Raw genomic sequence first — 19,009 nt, forward strand, 5'->3', positions numbered from 1 at the left:
CCCAGGCAACCTTACTCGTGCGTAAGTTGGCATGAGCACGCAGAACATCGTCAGAACTTGTGGTCCGGGCCGCAGGGTGCACAGACATCGCAACTCCCTTGAGCCGCAAGGAGAACACACGATGCTGCCCTGGACCCGTGCGCCGCGCACCCCACGAGCGCGCAGAATCCTCGCCGCACTGCTCCTCGCAGTCGCCGCGGTCGCCACCCCCACGGCCACTGCCGCTGCGGCCACCCCCACCGCCGCCACGGCCACCTCGCGTGGCTGGAACGACTACTCCTGCAAACCCTCCGCAGCCCACCCCCGGCCGGTCGTCCTGGTCCACGGAACCTTCGGGAACTCGGTCGACAACTGGCTCGTCCTCGCCCCCTACCTGGTGAACCGGGGCTACTGCGTCTACTCGCTCGACTACGGGCAGCTCCCCGGTGTGCCGCTCTTCAACGGCCTGGGACCGATCGACAAGTCGGCCGGGCAGCTCGCGGTCTTCGTCGACAAGGTGCTCGCCTCCACCGGGGCGCCCAAGGCGGACATCGTCGGCCACTCCCAGGGCGGCATGATGCCGAACTACTACCTGAAGTTCCTCGGCGGGGGAGCCAAGGTGAACGCCATGATCGGGCTCGCGCCCGACAACCACGGCACCACCCTCCTGGGCCTGACCAAGCTGCTCCCGTACTTCCCCGGCGCCGAGGACCTGCTCAACGCCGGCACGCCCGGACTCGCCGACCAGGTGGCCGGATCCCCCTTCGTCACCAAGCTCAACGCGGGCGGCGACACCGTGCCCGGCGTGCACTACACCGTCATCTCGACCAGGTACGACGAGGTCGTGACCCCGTACCGGACGCAGTTCCTGGACGGGCCCGACGTGCACAACGTCCTGCTCCAGGACCTGTGCCCGGCCGACCTGTCCGAGCACGTCGCGATCGGGACCGTGGACCGGGTCGCCTACCACGAGGTGGCGAACGCCCTGGACCCGGCGCACGCCACCCGGACCACCTGCGCCTCGGTCGTCGGATAGGGCCTTTCGTCCGGATCGGGCCGGGACCGGACGGCCCCGGGAGCGCCCGGGGCCGTCCGCCCGCTCAGCGGCCGCGCCGTGCGCTGGGGACGGCCCGGCGCCTGACCGAGGCGAACAGTGCGGCCGCGCCCACGGCGAGCGCGGCCGCGCCGCCGATCGTCAGGTACGACGTGCCGCTGCCGCCACCCGTCTCGGCGAGGCCGGGGCCGCCCGTGGCGGGTGCGACGGAGGCGCTGTCCGGCTCGGGGGCGTTGGCCGCCGCACTGGGAGTGCCGGCCGCCTCCGTGACCGCCGCGCCCGTATCGGCGTCGTCGTCACCGTGGCCGCCGTGCTCCACCGACGACTTGGCCTCGGCCCCGGTGATCTCCTGCTCGGACGGGGCGGACGCGGACGGAGCCGGAACCGCGGCGACCGACCCGCTTCCGCCCGCGTCGCCGCTGCCCGCAGCGCCCTTGTCCGCACCGCCGAAGACCACGTCGGAGCAGGCGTAGAACGCTTCCGGTGAGTCGGAGCGCTGCCAGACGGTGTAGATCAGCTGCCGTCCCGCGCGCTTCGGCACGGTGCCGTCGAAGACGTACGACCCGTCCACCAGCTTCGGGTCGGTCGCTCCCGCGAACGGCCTCTCCTCCAGGTCCGACCACTTCAGCGGCTTCGCCGGGTCGTAGCCGGCCGTGGTGAGATACAGCGCGAAGGAGCCCCTGTGCGGGGCGGTGGCCCGGAAGCGGAAGGTGTGGCTGCCCGCCGCCAGCTTCGTCGCCGGCCAGTCCGCGCGCGGCAGATCGAGCCCCTTGAACTTGTCGTTGCCCGCGCTGCACAGCTTGCCGTCCGGGATCAACTGCCGGTGCTTGCCCGCCGCGTTGGCGATGTTGACGCCGTTCCAGTCGTACAGCGCCTGGGTGCCGGCCGCCGCGACCGCCGCCACGCAGGCCGCGGACCGCGGGTGTTCGGGCCCTTCGGCGAAACAGGCCGAGACCCGGCTGACCGGGTCCGACAGCGAGCCGTGCGCCGAGGCCGGGGCCGCGGCCAGAACGGTCAGCGCGAGCGGTGCCGCACCGAGCACGGCGATACCGGCGGCCCTGCGACGGGCGGTGGTGATGACGGCCATGGTGGCGGTACTCCTTCGGCGGTCCACGTCTGGTGTGTGCAAGCTAGCTGCCGCCAGGCCCCGGACCGGCCTCGGAACGGGCCTGGTGGCGATCGTTATGACGGTCTTAAGGAGCCCCTCAGAATCGATTAAGAACGACCGGCCCGGATCGCGGTCCCCGATTGCCCCGGACCGAATTCAGCCGCTGTCAGAGGCAGATGGCACGATCGGTGCATGACGACGATCGACTGGGACTCCGCCGCCGATTCCTTCGACGAGGAGCCCGACCACGGTCTGCTCGACCCCGTGGTCCGGCACGCCTGGGCGCAGCGGCTGGAGAGCTGGCTGCCCCGGGAGCGTGCCGAGGTTCTCGACCTGGGGTGCGGCACCGGAAGCCTGGCGCTGCTCGTCGCCGGGCAGGGGCACCGGGTCACCGCGGTGGACCGCTCGCCGCGCATGGTGGAGCAGGCGCGCGCCAAGCTGGCCGGGACGGGCACCGAGGTGCTGGCCGGGGACGCCGCCGCGCCGCCCGTCGGCAAGCAGCGGTTCGATGTGATCCTGGCCCGGCACGTGGTGTGGCTGCTGTCCGACCCGGCGGCGGTCCTGCGGCACTGGTTCGGTCTGCTGCGGCCCGGCGGCAGGCTGGTGCTGATCGAGGGCGTGTGGAACGGGGTCGGGCTGTCCGCCGGGCAGCTCACCGCGCTGCTCGCCCCGTTCACCGAGCGCATCCACCACGAGCGGCTCTCCGGCGACCGTGATCTCTGGGGCAAGGACGTCGACGACGAGCGCTACGCCCTGGTCGCCCGTGCCGAACCGCCGCGCCGGCACACCGAGGTCGTGGACGTGCATCTGATCCTGCGGCGCGGCTCCGACGTCCTGCTCGCCCGCCGAGCCGGTACGGGGTACGCGGACGGGCTGCTGCACGCCCCGTCCGGACATGTCGAGGACGGCGAGGACGTCCGCGAGGGCATGATCCGCGAGGCGGCCGAGGAGACCGGGATCGCCCTCGATCCGGAGGAGTTGCGGGTGGCCCTCGTCATGCAGCACCGGGGGCCCGGCGGCACTCCCCGGACCGGCTGGTTCTTCGAGGCGGAGTACGACCCGGCCCGGCCGCCGTACAACCGCGAACCGGACAAGTGCTCGGAGCTGGCGTGGTTTCCGCTGGCCGCCCTTCCGGACGACATGGTCGCGTACTGCCGGGCCGGACTCGACGGCTACCGGGCGGGGGAGCGCTTCCTGATCCACTGGCACGAGGACGGCGACACCGTCGCGTACGAACCGCGCGGACCGCGCCGTGCGGTCCCGCTGCCGGGCGGCGGGGTCCGCACCGGACGGGTCCACCACATCGAGCTGTGGGTGCCCGATCTGGCGGCGGCCGAGACGGGGTGGGGCTGGCTCCTCGGCGAGCTGGGCCATGTCCCGTACCAGCGGTGGGCGCACGGGCGCAGCTGGCGGCGGGGTGACAGCTACGTCGTGATCGAGCAGTCGCCCGACCTGGTCCCCGGAGCGCACGAGCGGTGCCGTCCCGGCCTCAACCACCTGGCGTTCCACGTGGCGGACCGGGCAGCCCTCGACGCACTGGTGGCCCGCGCTCCTGAGCACGGCTGGCGGCTGCTCTTCACGGACCGTCACCCTCACGCGGGCGGCGACGGACACGTGGCCGCCTACCTGGAGGACGCGGCGGGGTACGAGGTGGAGCTGGTGGCCGGCTGAGGGGCCCTCGGCCGGGCCGGCGGTGCGGGGGGCTCCGCCGGGCCCGGCGGTGCGGGGCGCTCAGCCCAGCAGGCCGGCGAAACCCTCCGGGGTACGGGCGAGGCGTTCCAGCTCGTCCAGCGCCTCGACGGCGGCACGTGCCGCCTCCGGGTCTCGATCGGCCAGTCCGCTCTCCTCGAACTCGTCCTCGTCCAGCCGCAGTACGCCGGAACGGTCCGCCGACACCCACAGATCGAGGTCCAGGTCCTCCACGACCAGCTCGCCGTCCCGCAGCACGGCCGGGCGGGTCACATCGCAGTACCAGCCCTTGAGTTCGCCCGCGCCGCTGCGGACCTCCTTCACCGCGAACCAGGCGTCGCGCCAGTAGTGCTCGGTGAGCACATCACCCGGCTCGAAGCGTACGAAGCCGAAGTCGCGGACCCGGGCGGAGGCCCAGGGCGCCCGTACCGTCACCCGGGTGCCGTTGTCGGCGAGCAGGGCGGCCGGGTAGCTGATCTTGGCCTTTCCGGCCTTGACCAGGACGACGGTCAGTCCGGCTTCAGCCGAGGTGGCGGACATAACGTACCTCCGTGGCACAGATCTCGTAGCCGAACCAGCGGTTGATCGCCAGCATCGGACCGTTGTCGGCGTCGTTGCCGGTGTACGCGTCGGTGTACCCGGCGGCGCGCGCCCGGTGCAGCGAGTCGTTCTTGGCGAGCTTCGCCAGCCCGCGGCCGCGGTACGCCCGCCGGGTGCCGGTCATTCCCGACCAGTAGCGGCCCGCGCCGTCGCACTCCGCCGCGCTGAACGCCGCGACCTCGCCGTCGACCACCGCCACCGAGGTCAGCCGGTGGTCGAGCGCGGGACCGCGCCAGGTCTCGGCGAGCCACCTCTCGTAGTCCGACGGCTGGGCCGGTGTGTCGCTGGGCTCGTCCGCGGTGGTCTCGGCGTCCGCCTCGAAGAGCGGTCGCGGGTCGTCGTCGAAATCGGCGCCGGTCCGCAGCTCGACACCGGCCGGGAGCTCCTGACGGGGCGGCAGCGTGCCGCCCGCCAGATCCAGATGCATGAAGTGCGCCGGCCGGCTCGGGGCGTAGCCGCGCCGCTCGGCGAACGCCCGGTCGCCGGGGGTGTCCAGCACCCAGCTGTAGACCTCGGTCGCACCGGACAGAGCCAGATGCTCCTCGGCCGTGCGCAGCAGCAGTGTGCCCGCGCCCCGGCCGGTCCGCTCCGGATGGACGTGCGGATTGCAGGACGACTGACCGGGCCTGGGGCTCTCATGGGCCAGACCCGCCTGGGCCGTTCCGATGATCTCGCCGTCCTCCTCCGCGACCAGCAGGCGGTAGCGCTTGTCGGGATGGGCGGTCGCCAGGCTGAAGACGACCGCTTCCGGTGTGGTCACCAAGAACGGGAGTGCCGCGCGGCGCACCCGTACCCAGTCCTCGGCGTCGGCGGGCCGGAAGTCGCGCACGATGACAGTCATGCGCCGGACCGTATCCGGAGCCACGGCCCGGCCGCCCGTGATTTTCCGGCGACGGGGGATGCCGCGCCTTGCCTGCTTGCTTGTCTGCCTGCGTGACGTGGGACATGTCCTGTCACCCCTTGGGTTCAAGTGGCATGGATCGGGGCGCTGTTGATCCGGGCGGCCTCGCACGGGAGGCGCTGCGGCCGAAGAGGGCGGGAGGCGTCGGCGGGGCAGGGGCGACGGCTCCGGGCGGTGGGGGGAGAATCGGGCCGTGACTCTGAAGATCTCCGTTGACCCGGATTCCGGCACCGCCCCGTACGAGCAGCTGCGCACGCAGATCTCCGAACTGGCCCGCTCCGGCGCGCTGCCGGTGGGCTACAGACTTCCGACCGTACGCGGCTTCGCCGAGGAGCTGGGCCTCGCCGCCAACACGGTCGCCAAGGCCTACCGGGCCCTGGAGGCGGACGGGGTGATCGAGACGCGGGGGCGCAACGGGACGTTCGTCGCCGCCGCGGGGGACGCGGCAGACCGCAACGCGGCTTCCGCCGCGCGGGAGTACGCGGAACAGGCCCGGCGGCTGGGGGTCTCCCGCGCGCGGGCGCTCGCGCTGGCGCAGGACGCGGTGCGGGCGGTGTACGCGGGCTGAGCGAGGGCGGCCCGGTGCGGTGCCCTCCATCGCCGGACGGACGTGGACCTGTGCCGCGCGGGCTCGGCCCGCTCTCAGAGGTACAGGCCCGCGTCCGCGCCCGAGTCCTGCCTGGGGACCGACGCGGGGCCCGTGCCGCGGCGCAGCGCGTACAGCTCCGCCAGGGTCGCGCCCTCGTGGGACACGTCGCGGCTCAGGCCCTCGTCCGTGCCCAGCCAGGCCACCGACTCCTTGCGGGTCAGCGGGCCCACCTCGATCCGGGCCAGGCAGCGGCCCGGCCTGACGACCGCCGGGTGCAGGCGCTCCAGGTCCTCGTTGGTGGTCACCCCGACGAGGACATTGCGGCCCTGGCCCAGCAGTCCGTCCGTGAGGTTCAGCAGCCGGGACAGCGCCTGACCGGCCGTGTGCTTGGCCTCGCCCCGGATCAGCTCGTCGCAGTCCTCCAGGAGCAGCAGCCGCCAGCGGCCCTTCGCCGTGCCGTCGTCCTCTCCGATCGCGATGTCCATCAGGTAGCCGACGTCGTTGAAGAGCCGTTCGGGATCGAGTACGCAGTCGACCTGGCACCAGTCCCGCCAGGACCGCGCCAAGGTGCGCAGCGCGGAGGTCTTGCCGGTGCCCGGCGGACCGTGCAGCAGGAGCAGCCGGCCCGCGATGTCGTCCGGGGTGACCTTCATCAGCCGGTCCATGGCATCGGCCACCGGTGCGGTGTAGTTGGTGCGGACCTCGTCCCAGGCGCCGGCCGTGATCTGCCGGGTGGTGCGGCACGGGCCGCGGCGCGGCGACACGTGCCAGAAGCCCATGGTCACGTTCTCGGGCTGCGGATCGGGTTCGTCCCGGGCGCCGTCCGTCGCTTCGCCGAGCACCTTCTGGGCCAGTTCGGGGGTGGTCGCGGTGACCGTGACGTCGGCGCCGCGGTTCCACCGTGAGACGAGCAGCGTCCAGCCCTCGCCCTCGGCGAGCATGGCGCTGCGGTCGTCGTCACGGGCGGCTCGCAGCACCGTGGCGGCCGGGGGCAGCAGCGTCGCCCCGCTCCTGACCCGGTCCAGGGAGGTGCTGTGCGAGTACGACTGCTCGCCCGTCGCGAAGCGGCCGAGGAACAGCGCGTCGACGACGTCGGACGGGGAGTCGCTGTCGTCGACGGTGAGCCGGATCGGCAGAGCGGACTCGGGGTTGGCAGGCATGGCGCCCATGATCCGGCACCGGCGCACCCGGCGCACCCGGGTTTCGCCACCTTTCGCCGCGCCACCCGCGCGCCGGAGTGACGCGCCCTCAGGGGACCGGCGCCCAAAGCTCATCCGATGGACTTGGCATGAACACTTCCGGAATGGCCGTCCCTGCTGCTACCACGTATGTGGCAGAGATCCTGCTGGTCGGTCCAACGGAGGTCCCATGAAAATGTCCAGACTCGTGGCGTTCTCGTCCTCACTGCTGTTCGGTGCCGTCATCGCCCTCACCGGGGCGGCCACCGCGAACGCCGCTCCGTCCGTTCAGGCCGTCGACTATGTCGCCCTCGGTGACTCGTACTCCTCGGGGGTCGGCTCCGGCAGCTACATCAGCTCCAGTGGGGACTGCAAGCGCAGCACCCTCGCCTATCCCTCGCTCTGGGCGGCCGCCCACTCGCCCGCCTCCTTCGCCTTCACCGCCTGCTCCGGGGCCCGTACCGGCGACGTGACAGCCGGTCAGCTCGGACCGCTCAGCCCCTCGACCGACCTCGTCTCCATCTCCATCGGCGGCAACGACGCCGGATTCTCCGATGTCATGACGACCTGCGTCCTCCAGTCGGAGGCCACCTGTCTCAACCGGATCGCCACCGCCCGCAGCTATGTGGACTCCACGCTGCCGGGCAAGCTCGACTCGGTGTACTCGGCGATCAGCGCCAAGGCTCCGTCCGCCCACGTCGTCGTCCTCGGCTACCCGCGCTTCTACAAGATCGGCGGCAGCTGCGTCGTCGGTCTGAGTGACAAGGTGCGCACCGCCATCAACGGTGCGTCCGACTATCTGAACGCCGCCACCGCCAAGCGTGCGGCCGACCACGGCTTCACCTTCGGTGACGTCGCGGGGAAGTTCACCGGGCACGAGATCTGCTCGGGAAGCGCCTGGCTGCACAGCCTCAACTGGCTCGACATCGGCGAGTCGTACCACCCCTTCGCCGCCGGGCAGTCCGGTGGCTATCTGCCGGTCCTCAACTCGGTCGCCTGACACCGGCGCCGACGCCCTTCCGCCATCCGCTTCGGCTGTCCGCCGGGGAGGAGGTCCCGCAGGCAGGGGCCTCCTTCCGGGTACCTTCCGCGGATCGGGCCCGGGGTGTCCGGTCGCTGACGCTCTGTCCAACTCGCCCTGGAATCGGGCATATTCGGAGAACGGTCGTCAACCTCCGTATGTGTGTGCTCAATCCTGTGCCCGGGATACACGGGTGTCGTCGCGGGGGGTTAGGGTTAACCTGCCCGGGCCGGGTGCCCTCGTACGGGTGGGGAGTGACATGGAACAGATAACGGTGCGCAGCAGGCCGCGAGTGCCTGCTATTACCTGCGGGAGCGGAGCGACGAGTTCGCGCCTCGACCGCCATCTCGCGGTGCTGGGCGGCCCTGTCGTCCCGCAGCGCGATTCCGCGGAGGCGACGATGCTGATGCGCGAGCTGACCTCGCGCGACGCCGCGCACACACGCCGGAGCAAGAGTGCGCGGGTCTCGCTCTTCGCGCCTCTGCGACGACTGCGACGCTCGCTCTTCGGCAGCCGCCGCTGATCCGACGGCCCCGGTCCAGGTATCGCGCTGCTGCCCGCTCTTCCGTCATCCCCGGAGCCGGCAGTGGCGCGTCGCCATGTCCGCGTGAGGCCCTTGGTGCGGCGTCGGCGCGTACCGGTTGACGGTGAAGTGGGTGTCGAGGTAATTCGGTGTCGAAGTACTTCTGGACTGACCGCATGCCCGAGAAGCGAGCCGCGCGTCTGAGTCCCGACGAGCGAAGGGCGCAACTGGTATCGATTGGCGTGGACATGCTCGCCGATTGCTCGCTGGACGAGCTCTCCACCGACGATGTGGCGCGCCGCGCCGGTATCTCCCGGGGGCTGCTCTTCCACTACTTCGATTCCAAGCGGGACTTCTACCGCTGCGTGGTCCGGCGGGAGTGCGACGACTTCGCCGCGGCCACGGAACCGGACCCCTTGCTGGAGCCCGTCCCCTGGCTGCGGTCGTTCATCGCCGGATTCGCGGCGTACGTCACGGAGCACCGCAAGGTCTATCTCGCTCTGGTCCGCGGCGCAGGCGGCAGCCATCCCGCGGTGGAGGACATCGTCGAGTCCACCCGCGCCACCCTGGCCCGGCGGGTGGAGGAGGGTCAACGGCGGCTCGGGATGCCGGATTCGCCGCGGCTGCTCGTCGCGGCCCGGGCCTGGATGGCCTTCGCGGAGGAGGCCGTCACCAACTGGCCGCCCGACGGACCGGATGCCCTCGCGGAGCTCGGCGCGTTCTTGGAGTCGAGCTTTGTCTCTCTGCTGGGTGCGCTCGACCGGCCGGCCGCGCTGACCGGCTGAGAGGCTGTCGGGTGACCGGTGGCCTCCGCGGCCGTCCGGCCCGTCACTCGCCGCCGCGCGCGTACCGGCGTACGGACAGCGGCACGGCGAGGGCGAGCAGCGCCGCCGACCAGAGCAGTGACCCGGCCACCGGGTGGACGACCGGCCAGGCGGCGTCGGCGGCCGGTGCGGCGTTGCCGAAGAGATCGCGGGTGGCCGCGGCGACGGCGCTGATCGGGTTCCACTCCGCGAGGGTGCGCAGCCAGCCCGGCAGATTCCCGGTCGGGATGTACGCGCTGGAGAGCAGCGGCAGGATGAACGTGGCGGAGCCCAGCTGGCCGGCCGCCTCCTCGCTGCGGATCAGCAGCCCGAGCCAGCAGCCCACCCACGCGGTGGCGAACCGGAACAGCAGGAGCAGTCCGAACGCCCCCAGCGCGGCGGCCGGGCCGCCCTCGATCCGCCAGCCCACCGCGAGCCCGGCCAGGGCCAGCGGGATCATGCCGACGGCCGTGGTCAGCAGGTCGGCCGCGGTCTGCCCGAACGGCACGGCGGACCGGCTCATCGGCAGGGTGCGGAACCGGTCCATCACGCCCCGATGGCAGTCCTGCGCGGACTGGAACATCCCGGTCATGATGCCGTTCGCCGCGGTCGCCGCCAGCAGACCCGGCACCAGGAAGGCCCGGTACTCCTGGCCCGGCACGGCCAGGGCGCTGCCGAAGACGTACCCGAAGAACAGCAGCATCGTGATCGGCATGGTCTGGGTCAGGATCAGTACGCCCGGGGCCGCCTTGATCCGTTGCAGGTGGCGGCCCAGTACGGCCAGTCCGTCCGCGACGGGTGTGCTCGCGTTCCCGGCGGTGCCCGCGACGGGCCGCTCCGCCACGAGTGTGTTGCCGCTCATGCCGCCATCTCCTTCGTCGGTGGGACGGTGCGGCCGGTGTCACGGCCGGTCAGGCGCAGGAAGACCTCGTCCAGGGTGGGCGGCCGCAGACTCGCGTCGATCACCGCCGCGCCCGCCGCGTCCAGTTCGCGGACGATCCGGGGGAGCGTGAGCGTGGGGTCGGAGGCGACGACACCCACCGTGCGGCGCTCGTGGTCCAGGACCGGTTCGGCGCCTGTCAGCCGGTCCAGGACGGCCGCGGCCGCGGCGAGTGCCGACGGATGGCCGACGACCACCTCGGCGTAGCTGCCGATCTGCGCCTTCAGCTCGGCCGGGGTGCCCCGGTGGGCCGTCCGGCCGCTGTCGACGAGCACGATGTCGTCGGCCAGCTGATCGGCCTCCTCCAGATACTGCGTGGTGAGCAGGACGGTGGTGCCGGCGCCCGCCAGCTCCCGTACCGCTGTCCAGATCTGGTTGCGGCTGTGCGGGTCGAGCCCGGTGGTCGGCTCGTCCAGGAACAGCACGTGCGGCCGGGCCAGCAGGCTGGCGGCGAGGTCCAGCCGGCGGCGCATCCCGCCGGAGTAGGTGCGGGCCGGGCGGTCGGCCGCGTCGGCGAGCCCGAAGCGTTCGAGGAGGTCCTCGGTCCGGCTCCGGACGGCCTCGCCGCGGAACCCCAGCAGCCTGGCGAAGAGCCGCAGGTTCTGACGGCCGGACAGCTCGCCGTCGACCGAGGCGCTCTGCCCCGTGACGCCGATCGCCGCCCGGACCGCACCGGCTTCGCGCACCACGTCGTGACCGGCGATCCGGGCGCTGCCCCCGTCGGGCGCGGTCAGCGTGGTGAGCACCCGGACAGCGGTGGTCTTGCCGGCGCCATTGGGCCCCAGCACCCCGCAGACGGTGCCTTCGGCCACGGCCAGATCGAGGCCGCGCAGTGCGTGCACCTCGCCGTAGCGCTTTTCCAGACCTTCACTAAGTACGGTGTACGTAGTTGTCATGGTGTAACCGTAGCGCACTACGTACGGTGTACGTAACTACCATGGTGGTCGAGGTGATGATCAATGGTGGAGCGACCCGCTGTACCCGAAGTGATCTGGGCGCGTCCGGAGCGGTCCGGCCGCGGGCCGAAGCCCGCGTACCACCGTGCGGACATCGCGGCGGCCGCCGTGCGCATCGCGGACGCGGAGGGCCTTGACGCGGTGTCGATGCGGAAGGTGGCGGCCGAGCTGGGCTGCGGCACGATGTCGCTGTACAACTACGTGCCCCGTAAGGAGGACCTGTACGAGCTGATGCTCGACGCGGTCAGCGCCGGCTACGACTACCCGGAGCCCTCCGGCGACTGGCGCGCCGACATCCTCGCCCTCGCCCGTCAGGCCCGGGAGATGATGCACCGCCACACCTGGGTGCCCCGGCTGATGTCACCCGTGTACGGATTCAGCCCGAACATCCTGCGCTATCTGGAATACACGCTGAGCTGCCTGGACGGCGTCGACGCACGGTTCGGCGCGAAGATGGAACTCGTCGCCATGGTCAGCGGCGTGGTCACCACTTACGCCGCCCATGAGATCGCCACGGCGGAGCGCGGCCGCTCGCTGCCCTGGACCGAGGAGCAGGAACAGGCCGCCCGCACCGGCTATCTGATGAGTCAGATGTCGACCGGGAAGTACCCGCGCCTGGCGGCGGGATTCGCCGAGGACGCCGGGCCGGTCGACGAGGAGAAGCTCTTCGACCGGGCGATCGGCCGGCTACTGGACTCGTTCGGCCGCTAGGCCGTGTTCGATCACGCGCTCGTGAGAGTGCGTGGAGTCGTGCCGCGGCCGGGACCGCTCCCCGGAGCGCGCTGCCCATCACGGGAGGTGAGGCGCTCGGGGAGCGGTGCCCGAACCGGGGCTGGGTCAGCGGGTGACCATGAGCTTGCGGACGCCGTAGTTGGTACCGGTGAAGTCCATGGGGACTTCCTCCAGCGGGGTGGCGAGCCGCAGGTTGGGGAAGCGCTGGAAGAGCTTGGGCAGGACGGTCCTGAGTTCGGCGCGGGCGACGTTCTGGCCGAGGCAGGCGTGGACGCCGTAGCCGAAGCCCATGTGGCGGACCATCTTGCGGTCGATGTCGAGGGTGTCGGGGTCCTGGAAGGTACGGGGGTCGCGGTTGGCGGCGTTCATCGCGACGACGACCAGGTCGCCCTTCTTGACGGGGGCACCGGCGAGTTCGAGGTCTTCCTTGGCGACGCGGCCCAGGCCGAACTGGACGATGGTGAGGTAGCGCATCAGCTCCTCGACCGTGGTGCCGATCTTCCCCGGGTGTGCCAGCATCTGCTCGCGCTGCTCGTGGTGGGTGAGCAGGGTGAGGGTGGACAGGCCCATCATGGCGGCCGTCGTGTCGTGTCCGGCGAACAGCAGCAGCACACCGAGGCCGATGAGCTGCTTCTCGGTCAGCGCCGCCTCGTCGCCGTCGGTCTTGTGGATCAGTTCGGCGAGGATGCCGTCCCTGGCTCCGGTGCGGCGCTTGTCGGCGACGAGCTCGGTGATGTAGCCGATGAGCCAGTGGGCGCCCTTGTCGCGTTCCTCACGGCTCTTGGCCATGTCCATGAGATCGACGGTGGCCTCGTGGAAGCCGTCGCGGTCCTCGTAGGGGACGCCGAGCAGTTCACAGATCACCAGGCAGGGAATGGGCAGGGCCATGGCCTGGACGAAGTCGAAGGTCTCGGGGCCGGCGGCGATGGCGTCCAGGTGCTCGTCAACGACTTTTTCGAGGTAGGGCTGGAGCTTGTTCTGCACGGCCTTGGGCGTGAAACGGGCGGTGAGCAGGCGGCGGTAGGCGCCGTGCTCGGGCTCATCCATCATCACGAAGCCGGCGTCGAAGGGGGCGTCCTCACCGGCCTCGGCAACCTCCCCCTCTGGGGTGTCGTGGCGCGGGCGCCTGGCGCTCAGGCGCGGGTCGGTGAAGACCTGGCTGCCTTCCTCGAAGCGGGTGACCAGCCAGCCGGTCGAGCCGTTGGGGAAGCGGACCTTGACGATGGGCTGCTCCTCCCGCAGCCCGGTGTACTCGGCCGGGGGGTCGAGGGGTGCGCCGGCCTCACGGGTGACGGGCTGGCTGACGAGGTTCTCGGTCATTACTGCTCCTGCGCGGTGGTGGGGGGTCGGCTGCTGGAGGGCTGGGCGCCGGTGTGTGCGTCGATCGCGGCGGTGACGCCGGTGTGGGTGGCGGTGGCCTTGCACCAGCCGGTGTAGACGGCCAGGTGCAGGACGGCCTCGCGGAGCTGCTCCGTGGTCAGTTCGCCGTTGACCAGCGCACCGTTGGCGATGATCTGGACGAGTTCGGGCCGGCCGACGGTGGCGGCGACGCCGAGGGTGAGCAGCCGGCGGTCACGGACGGACAGGCCCTCGCGGCCCCAGACCTGGGCGAAGAGGTAGTCGACGGTCTCGGCGCTGAAGGGGTCGCCGCTGTCCTGGACTGCGGCGCTGAAGCCGGGGCCGTACGCCTGGTCCATCATGTGCAGGCCGTAGGCGTGAACGTCGTCCTTGGAAGGCGCCGGGGACGGCTCCGGTCCGGCGTCGAGCTGGAGGGTGCGGCGGACCTGCGTACGTACCGTCTCGACGAGGGGGATCCGGACACCGAGGGCGACGGCGAGGTCCCGGGCCGCATCGAGGTCCTTGGTCATCAGGGGTTCGACCTGCCGGCCGACGGCCTCGGGCAGCACGCCGTCGGCGTCCTGCATGCGCAACAGTTGCAGCAGAGTGCGCCCCTCGGGGTCGGCTGCGTCGATGACCTCGGCGAGCCGGGCAGGGTCCACGCCCGCGGCGCGGGCCAGCGCCGCGGCCTCGGTGACCGTTCGCCAACTGCCGTAGGTGACAACGTTGCGGGCGATCTTGGTGGCCATGCCGGCGCCGGTCGGGCCGCAGTGCACCACCCGCTTCGCCCAGTCCTCGAGGACGGGCAGGGCCGCGTCCACGGTGCTCTGCTCTCCGCCGAGGATGGCGACCATGCCGTTCTCGGCGGCCTGGTCGCCCGGGGTCACCCCGCAGTCGAGGAAGCCCACGCCCCGTTCGGCGCAGAGCGCGGCCAGTTCGTGGACGACCGGCAGGGCGACGGTGGCGAGCAGGGCGACGGTCAGGCCCGGCCGGGCCGCGCGCAGCAGGCCGTCCTTGCCGTCGAAGACCTCGCGCGCCTGGTCGGCGTTGACCACCGCGACCATCACGACGTCGGAGATTCTGGCCACCTCGACGGGCGACCCGAGCGGATCGGGCACACCGGCCAGGTCCGCGGCGGCGTCCGGGCGGAGGTCGTACACGGCGGGAACACGTCCGCTGCGGGCCAGGCTGACGGCCACACCGCCGCCGATCATTCCCAGGCCGATCACACCGGCGCGGAGGGTGTCGCTCATGCTGCACTCCCGATGAGAAGGGGGGCCGCCGCGGCGACCTGTGCCCGGTAGCCGCGCAGGGCCCGGACCATGTTGATGCCGACCGCCGCGCAGGTCCGGCCGTTCCTGCCGTACAGGGCGACCAACTTGCGCTGGGCCACGCTGCCTTCGACAATGCGGAACTCGTCGGCGCCGTGGGTCCGGCCGTAGATCTGGATCTTCAGGTCGTACTGGTCGGACCACACGTAGGGCGCCGATTCGAAGGGGGTGGCGCGCCCGGGTCCGGCCAGGATGTTGCGGGCGACGGCCAGGCCCTGCTCGGCGGCGTTCGTACGGTGCTCGATCCGCCAGGGCTCACCGGTGCGGGCATGAGGCCAGCAGGCGACGTCACCCGCCGCCCACACCCCGGAGCCGGCATACAGCGTGGCGTCGCACTCCACCCCGTCACCGACCGGAACGCCACTGCCGGTGAGCCACTCGGTATTGGGCCGAGCGCCGATGCCGACCAGGACGGCCTCCGCGGCCACGGTGCGGCCATCGGCGAGACGCACCCCGCGCGCCCGCCCGCCGTCGGTGAGAACCCCATCGACGCGGATCCCGGTCTCGACCCGCACGCCGTGCTCGTGGTGGACGGTGCGCAGCAAGGCGCCCAGTTCGTCGCCGAGGGCGTCGCCCATGGGCTGGGCGGTGTCGGTGACGAGGGTGACCTCGCAGCCCAGGCGGCGGGCCACGGCGGCGGCCTCGGCCCCGACGAAGCCGCCGCCGACCACGACCAGATGCGGCCGCTTCGCGAGGTCCTCGCGCAGCCCGAGCGCGTCCTCCAGGGTGCGCAGGACGTGCACCCCGCGCACTGATTCGGTGCCCGGCAGCCGACGGGCCCGGGTGCCGGTGGCCACCACCAGGGCGTCGTAACCAACGAGGCTGCCGTCCGCCAGGGTGACCTGACGGGCGCTGGTGTCCAGGGCAACAGCCGGTCGGCCCAGGCGCAGTTGGAGGTCGAGGGCTGTGAGGTCGTCCTCGCCGCGCAGGCGGAGCCGGCCGGTGTCCCAGGCGCCGGACAGCAACTGCTTCGACAGCGGCGGCCGGTCGTAGGGAAGGTGCCGCTCCTCGCCGATCAGCGTGAGCGATCCGGTGTAGCCCTCGCGCCGCAGTCCTTCCACGACGCTCAGTCCGGCCGCGGAAGCGCCTACCACGGCGATCCGCGACGGAGCGGCGGCCGCGGCACTCACACCCGCACCTGGATCACGGCGGCCGGGCAGACCGCCGCGGCCTGGACCACGTGCTCGGCCTGCTCGGCCGGCGGGTTGTCGTCGAGCAGGACCACTACGCCGTCCTCGTCCCGCTGGTCGAAGACCTCCGGCGCCGCCAGCACGCACTGGCCGGCACCGCAGCACTTGTCGAAGTCGATGGAGATGTCCATGGGGGGATCCACTTCTGTCCAGCCCGCGGCAAACGGGCGACCCAGAGCCAGGCACCATGTGGTTGCCCTAAGCACCTAACTTAGTTCAGCGGCGACTGTACTCCTGCACATACGGGGCAGCAACCAGTCCCACGCCAAGGGGTGTTGGCGACGTGAAGGACGTGCGAACGCGCGACGCGCTGCCGGGAACCGTCCCCTCACCAGGGGCGACGGTTCCCGCTACGGCTGAGGGCCGTCCGGCCCCGGCGTGCTTCTGAGCGCTCTGATCCTGCGCGACGCCTCGGTCTCGGGTCCGCTTCCGGTGAGGAAGGAGACATCGCCGGCGACGGCGACAAGCGAGTCGACCAGTCCGTCGGCGAGCTGCAGGACCAGATCTTCCGAGGACTCGTCGCGGTAGAGGCTGTGGTGCAGCGAAACCATGCCGTGAAGCCCGGCCCACAGCGTCTGCGCGGCCTGCTCCACCGGAAGGGACAGGCCGAACCCGCCTTCCGCGCAGCTGCGCAGTCCGGCGCGCAGGCCGGCGGAAATGTGGCGCGCTGGGTGGGCGCCGATCCTGCTCGGGTCCGCCGCCGGCTGGTGCACCTCGAACATGAGCCGGTAGTGGCCCGGACTGCCCAGGGCGAACCGGCAGTACGCGTGCGCCTGCGCCCGGACCCGGTCCCGCGGATCCGCGTCGCCACCGGCCAGGGCCGCGGCAGACATCTGGGCGGCGAGTTCGCCGTAGCGGTCCTCGAGCGCCGCCCACACCAGCTCGGTCTTGTCCTGGAAATGCAGGTAGATGCTCGGAGCGGAGATGCCCACCTCCTTGGCGACCGCCCGCATCGTCAGCCGCTCGGAGCTGCCCCATTCGCCGAGCAGTCGCTGGACCGCGGCCACGATCTCCCGGCGCCGCCGCGAACCCTGCCCGTCCCGCTGACCGTCACCGGTCGGCCCTGCCTCCATCGCGTGCACTTCCCTTCCGCCCATCAGGTTACGACCTTGGGGACAATTCGTTCCGAGCGGCGGATCAAGGCCGCCGGCTTGCCCCGCGACAAGTCGCTGCGTGCCGTCGGCTTCGACGCGACCCCCCCACTGGACCCCGCCCGGACCGCGGCGAGCAGCCGGAGCCGCATCCTTCGACCAAGGCGCAGCGGATCGTCCGGACCGTCGTCGCTCGCCTGCGCGGCGGCCGGCACCGTCCGCAGAGCGTTCGGCTGCCCGGGAAGCACGGAAGGCTTGTCGAAACCCGGACCTGGGGTCCCAACTCGCCACGTCCATCCGATCGCAGGAGGACCACCTGATCGCGCTGTTCACGGGAAGGCCGCACAACGGGAGCGTCGTAACGCCGCACCAGGCGCAACGCCTGGCCACCGCACTCAGGGCGCTGTTCGTCGGCCTCAGCCAGGGCGTCACTCTCGGCCTCGCGCATGGTGCCGACGAGCAGTACTTCGCCGCTGTCGCCTGCGCCTTGGCGTCCGACGTATCCCTCATCGATCATGATGCGGATGCTTCATGATGGTCACTGCGGAAGAGTCGCACCTCGCGCAGTTGGTGTCGTCGATGATCGGCATTCCGTCGTCCGCGCCGAGGTGCTCGGCGACGTAGGTGTGCAGGTCGTCGTGGACCTCGGCGGCCTCCCGGCGGCTTCGGGAGAGCAGGTGCTGCAGAGCCCGTCGGGGGTTGCACGGCCTGCGTACTCGGCGAGCTGCCAGCCGTTCCTGCGGCCCACCGCCAAGCCGGTGACCTTGCCCTACCTGCTGTGTCGTGCCTTCTCGAAGGCGGCCAGTTCTCCCGCATTGCCGATGAAGGCAGGGCCGCAGCGTGGAGGCAGACGCTCGATGACCATCGCTACCGCGTCCTGCGCGCTGTACGTCTCGGCGATCCGAGGGCTGCTCCGATGTGGTCCTTCGACGTAGTACCGGCCGTCCTTCAGTGTGCCGACGTAAGAGATGTCCCAGGTGTAATCCATCTCCGTGCACCTGCTGAAGTGCAGCTCCCACATACCGGTCCACGGGGAGAGCTGACGAAGCAACGGTTCGGCGCACGCTACCCGCACGAGCTTGGCAAACGTTTCCAGAAGCGGTGATTCTTCCGGCCGGGACGGTGCGCCGTAAGTGGTCAGGATGTCGTGCCAGGCTGCGTCGACGATGTTGGTCATACCGCTATTGTGCGGGCCCCTACCGCCTTGTCTTCAAAGATCACCCGTCAGTGGATCATGGCCGGATGCAGAGACATCAACTCACCGATCAGGACAGGTACGAGCCCATATGGCTCAGACAGTTCATTTCCATGAGCCTGCCGTAGAGTTTTGCCCTGCATCTGCACATACGGAGATAGAGGGGTGCGTGATGGAGCAAGGCATGCTGCCGCCGGGTCAACGGCTGGCGAAGGGCTGGCCCGTCTCGCACTATGGGCCGGTACCCCGCTTCCGCCCGGAACGGTGGACGCTCCAGGTCTTCGGCGCCACCATGAGCGGGGAGAAGTACTCCTGGGCCTACGAAGATCTCGCTGCCCTGCCAAGAGTCACCGTGTTCGCGGACCTGCACTGTGCCTCGGGAACCAGTACCACCGGCCACGAGTTCTTCGGCGTGCCCGCCTCCATCCTGCTGGAACTCGCCCCGCCCGCAGCGGATGTGTCGCACGTCATGGCATGGGCCGAATACGGATACAGCGCGAATCTCCGCCTCAGCGTCTTCACCGCCGACTCGACCGTCATGGCCACCCACCACAACGGCGAGCCCCTCACCGTCGAACACGGCTTCCCTCTGCGTCTGGTCGTTCCGCACCTCTACGGCTACAAAGGGCCCAAGTGGCTACGGGCCATTGAGTACATGACCCAGGACCGGCGCGGCTTCTGGGAGGAGCGCGGCTTCCACAACATCGCCGATCCCAGCACCGGACGGCGGCATTCGTACCAGGAGGGCGAGAGCCGGTAAGCGGCCTCGGGGACCAACGGAAAGCTGGTAG

Annotated in this window: 20 protein-coding genes; 8 read left to right on the forward strand and 12 right to left on the reverse strand. The window is 71.2% G+C overall.

The features are described 5' to 3' along the window. Positions 1-121: 121 nt before the first annotated feature. Positions 122-1,015: an esterase/lipase family protein gene (locus OG322_RS30695; RefSeq protein WP_329307264.1), complete on the forward strand. Its 894-nt coding sequence runs from the start codon at positions 122-124 to the stop codon at positions 1,013-1,015. A gap of 64 nt (positions 1,016-1,079) precedes the next feature. Here the strand turns inward: OG322_RS30695 and OG322_RS30700 are convergent, their stop codons facing one another. After that, on the reverse strand, positions 1,080-2,120 hold the full coding sequence (locus OG322_RS30700) for a lytic polysaccharide monooxygenase auxiliary activity family 9 protein (protein ID WP_124286472.1): 1,041 nt from the start codon (positions 2,118-2,120) through the stop codon (positions 1,080-1,082). Positions 2,121-2,333: 213 nt separating this feature from the next. Here OG322_RS30700 and OG322_RS30705 point away from each other — a divergent pair, with 213 nt between their 5' ends. Next, on the forward strand, positions 2,334-3,812 hold the full coding sequence (locus OG322_RS30705; RefSeq protein ID WP_329307265.1) for a trifunctional class I SAM-dependent methyltransferase/NUDIX hydrolase/VOC family protein: 1,479 nt from the start codon (positions 2,334-2,336) through the stop codon (positions 3,810-3,812). A gap of 60 nt (positions 3,813-3,872) precedes the next feature. On the opposite strand, the gene OG322_RS30710 is transcribed toward OG322_RS30705, so the two are convergent. Together OG322_RS30710 and OG322_RS30715 are read right to left on the reverse strand one after the other, a co-directional pair. Further along, entirely contained in the window at positions 3,873-4,370 is a 498-nt protein-coding gene (locus OG322_RS30710) for a DUF402 domain-containing protein (RefSeq protein ID WP_266412346.1), read from the reverse strand. Then, positions 4,351-5,271, reverse strand: coding sequence for a GNAT family N-acetyltransferase (locus OG322_RS30715; protein ID WP_266412347.1), 921 nt, complete (start codon positions 5,269-5,271; stop codon positions 4,351-4,353). Before OG322_RS30715 ends, OG322_RS30710 begins: the two co-directional genes overlap by 20 nt. A 253-nt stretch (positions 5,272-5,524) precedes the next feature. Here OG322_RS30715 and OG322_RS30720 point away from each other — a divergent pair, with 253 nt between their 5' ends. Further along, a complete protein-coding gene (locus tag OG322_RS30720) occupies positions 5,525-5,899 on the forward strand; it encodes a GntR family transcriptional regulator (protein WP_123468875.1) in 375 nt (124 codons plus the stop codon). Positions 5,900-5,973: 74 nt separating this feature from the next. On the opposite strand, the gene OG322_RS30725 is transcribed toward OG322_RS30720, so the two are convergent. Beyond that, entirely contained in the window at positions 5,974-7,080 is a 1,107-nt protein-coding gene (locus OG322_RS30725) for a DUF5925 domain-containing protein (RefSeq protein ID WP_405701732.1), read from the reverse strand. Positions 7,081-7,288: 208 nt separating this feature from the next. On the opposite strand from OG322_RS30725, the gene OG322_RS30730 reads away from it, so the two are divergent. The 3 genes from OG322_RS30730 (at position 7,289) to OG322_RS30740 (ending at position 9,427) form a co-directional block, all read left to right on the forward strand. Then, positions 7,289-8,098, forward strand: a complete 810-nt coding sequence (locus OG322_RS30730; RefSeq protein WP_124286476.1) for an SGNH/GDSL hydrolase family protein — start codon at positions 7,289-7,291, stop codon at positions 8,096-8,098. Between the two features lie 280 nt (positions 8,099-8,378). Next, positions 8,379-8,642, forward strand: a complete 264-nt coding sequence (locus OG322_RS30735) for a hypothetical protein (protein WP_123468871.1) — start codon at positions 8,379-8,381, stop codon at positions 8,640-8,642. 176 nt (positions 8,643-8,818) lie between these two features. After that, the gene (locus OG322_RS30740; protein WP_242644331.1) at positions 8,819-9,427 is read left to right on the forward strand and encodes a TetR/AcrR family transcriptional regulator; all 609 of its coding nucleotides are present in this window, start codon (positions 8,819-8,821) and stop codon (positions 9,425-9,427) included. Positions 9,428-9,470: 43 nt separating this feature from the next. Here the strand turns inward: OG322_RS30740 and OG322_RS30745 are convergent, their stop codons facing one another. Both OG322_RS30745 and OG322_RS30750 read right to left on the reverse strand, forming a co-directional pair. After that, positions 9,471-10,307: an ABC transporter permease gene (locus tag OG322_RS30745; protein WP_123468867.1), complete on the reverse strand. Its 837-nt coding sequence runs from the start codon at positions 10,305-10,307 to the stop codon at positions 9,471-9,473. After that, on the reverse strand, positions 10,304-11,281 hold the full coding sequence (locus OG322_RS30750; RefSeq protein WP_123469785.1) for an ATP-binding cassette domain-containing protein: 978 nt from the start codon (positions 11,279-11,281) through the stop codon (positions 10,304-10,306). Before OG322_RS30750 ends, OG322_RS30745 begins: the two co-directional genes overlap by 4 nt. Positions 11,282-11,344: 63 nt before the next feature. On the opposite strand from OG322_RS30750, the gene OG322_RS30755 reads away from it, so the two are divergent. Then, the gene (locus OG322_RS30755; protein WP_123468865.1) at positions 11,345-12,052 is read left to right on the forward strand and encodes a TetR/AcrR family transcriptional regulator; all 708 of its coding nucleotides are present in this window, start codon (positions 11,345-11,347) and stop codon (positions 12,050-12,052) included. Positions 12,053-12,178: 126 nt separating this feature from the next. Here OG322_RS30755 and OG322_RS30760 read toward each other — a convergent pair whose 3' ends face one another. The 6 genes from OG322_RS30760 to OG322_RS30795 all read right to left on the reverse strand — a co-directional run bounded on the left by OG322_RS30760 (position 12,179) and on the right by OG322_RS30795 (position 18,200). Further along, positions 12,179-13,393 carry a cytochrome P450 gene (locus OG322_RS30760; protein ID WP_329307266.1) on the reverse strand — a complete coding sequence of 405 codons (1,215 nt, stop codon included), beginning with the start codon at positions 13,391-13,393 and terminating at the stop codon, positions 12,179-12,181. Next, positions 13,393-14,664 (reverse strand): NAD(P)-binding domain-containing protein, encoded by a 1,272-nt coding sequence (locus tag OG322_RS30765; protein ID WP_329307267.1) that lies wholly within the window; start codon positions 14,662-14,664, stop codon positions 13,393-13,395. Before OG322_RS30765 ends, OG322_RS30760 begins: the two co-directional genes overlap by 1 nt. Then, a complete protein-coding gene (locus tag OG322_RS30770; RefSeq protein ID WP_405701748.1) occupies positions 14,661-15,872 on the reverse strand; it encodes an NAD(P)/FAD-dependent oxidoreductase in 1,212 nt (403 codons plus the stop codon). Before OG322_RS30770 ends, OG322_RS30765 begins: the two co-directional genes overlap by 4 nt. Then, on the reverse strand, positions 15,869-16,063 hold the full coding sequence (locus OG322_RS30775; protein WP_123469781.1) for a ferredoxin: 195 nt from the start codon (positions 16,061-16,063) through the stop codon (positions 15,869-15,871). The genes OG322_RS30770 and OG322_RS30775 overlap by 4 nt, the downstream gene beginning before the upstream one ends. 219 nt (positions 16,064-16,282) lie before the next feature. After that, complete coding sequence (locus OG322_RS30780) at positions 16,283-17,005, reverse strand: TetR/AcrR family transcriptional regulator (protein WP_124286585.1); 723 nt, start codon at positions 17,003-17,005, stop codon at positions 16,283-16,285. 787 nt (positions 17,006-17,792) lie between these two features. Beyond that, complete coding sequence (locus OG322_RS30795) at positions 17,793-18,200, reverse strand: DUF6193 family natural product biosynthesis protein (RefSeq protein ID WP_241200510.1); 408 nt, start codon at positions 18,198-18,200, stop codon at positions 17,793-17,795. A 202-nt stretch (positions 18,201-18,402) separates the two neighbouring features. Between OG322_RS30795 and OG322_RS30800 the strand changes: the two genes are divergently transcribed. Continuing rightward, the gene (locus OG322_RS30800) at positions 18,403-18,978 is read left to right on the forward strand and encodes a molybdopterin-dependent oxidoreductase (RefSeq protein ID WP_329307268.1); all 576 of its coding nucleotides are present in this window, start codon (positions 18,403-18,405) and stop codon (positions 18,976-18,978) included. Positions 18,979-19,009: the final 31 nt, after the last annotated feature.

Source organism: Streptomyces sp. NBC_01260, from assembly GCF_036226405.1.
GTDB classification, from domain to species: Bacteria; Actinomycetota; Actinomycetes; order Streptomycetales; family Streptomycetaceae; genus Streptomyces; species Streptomyces laculatispora.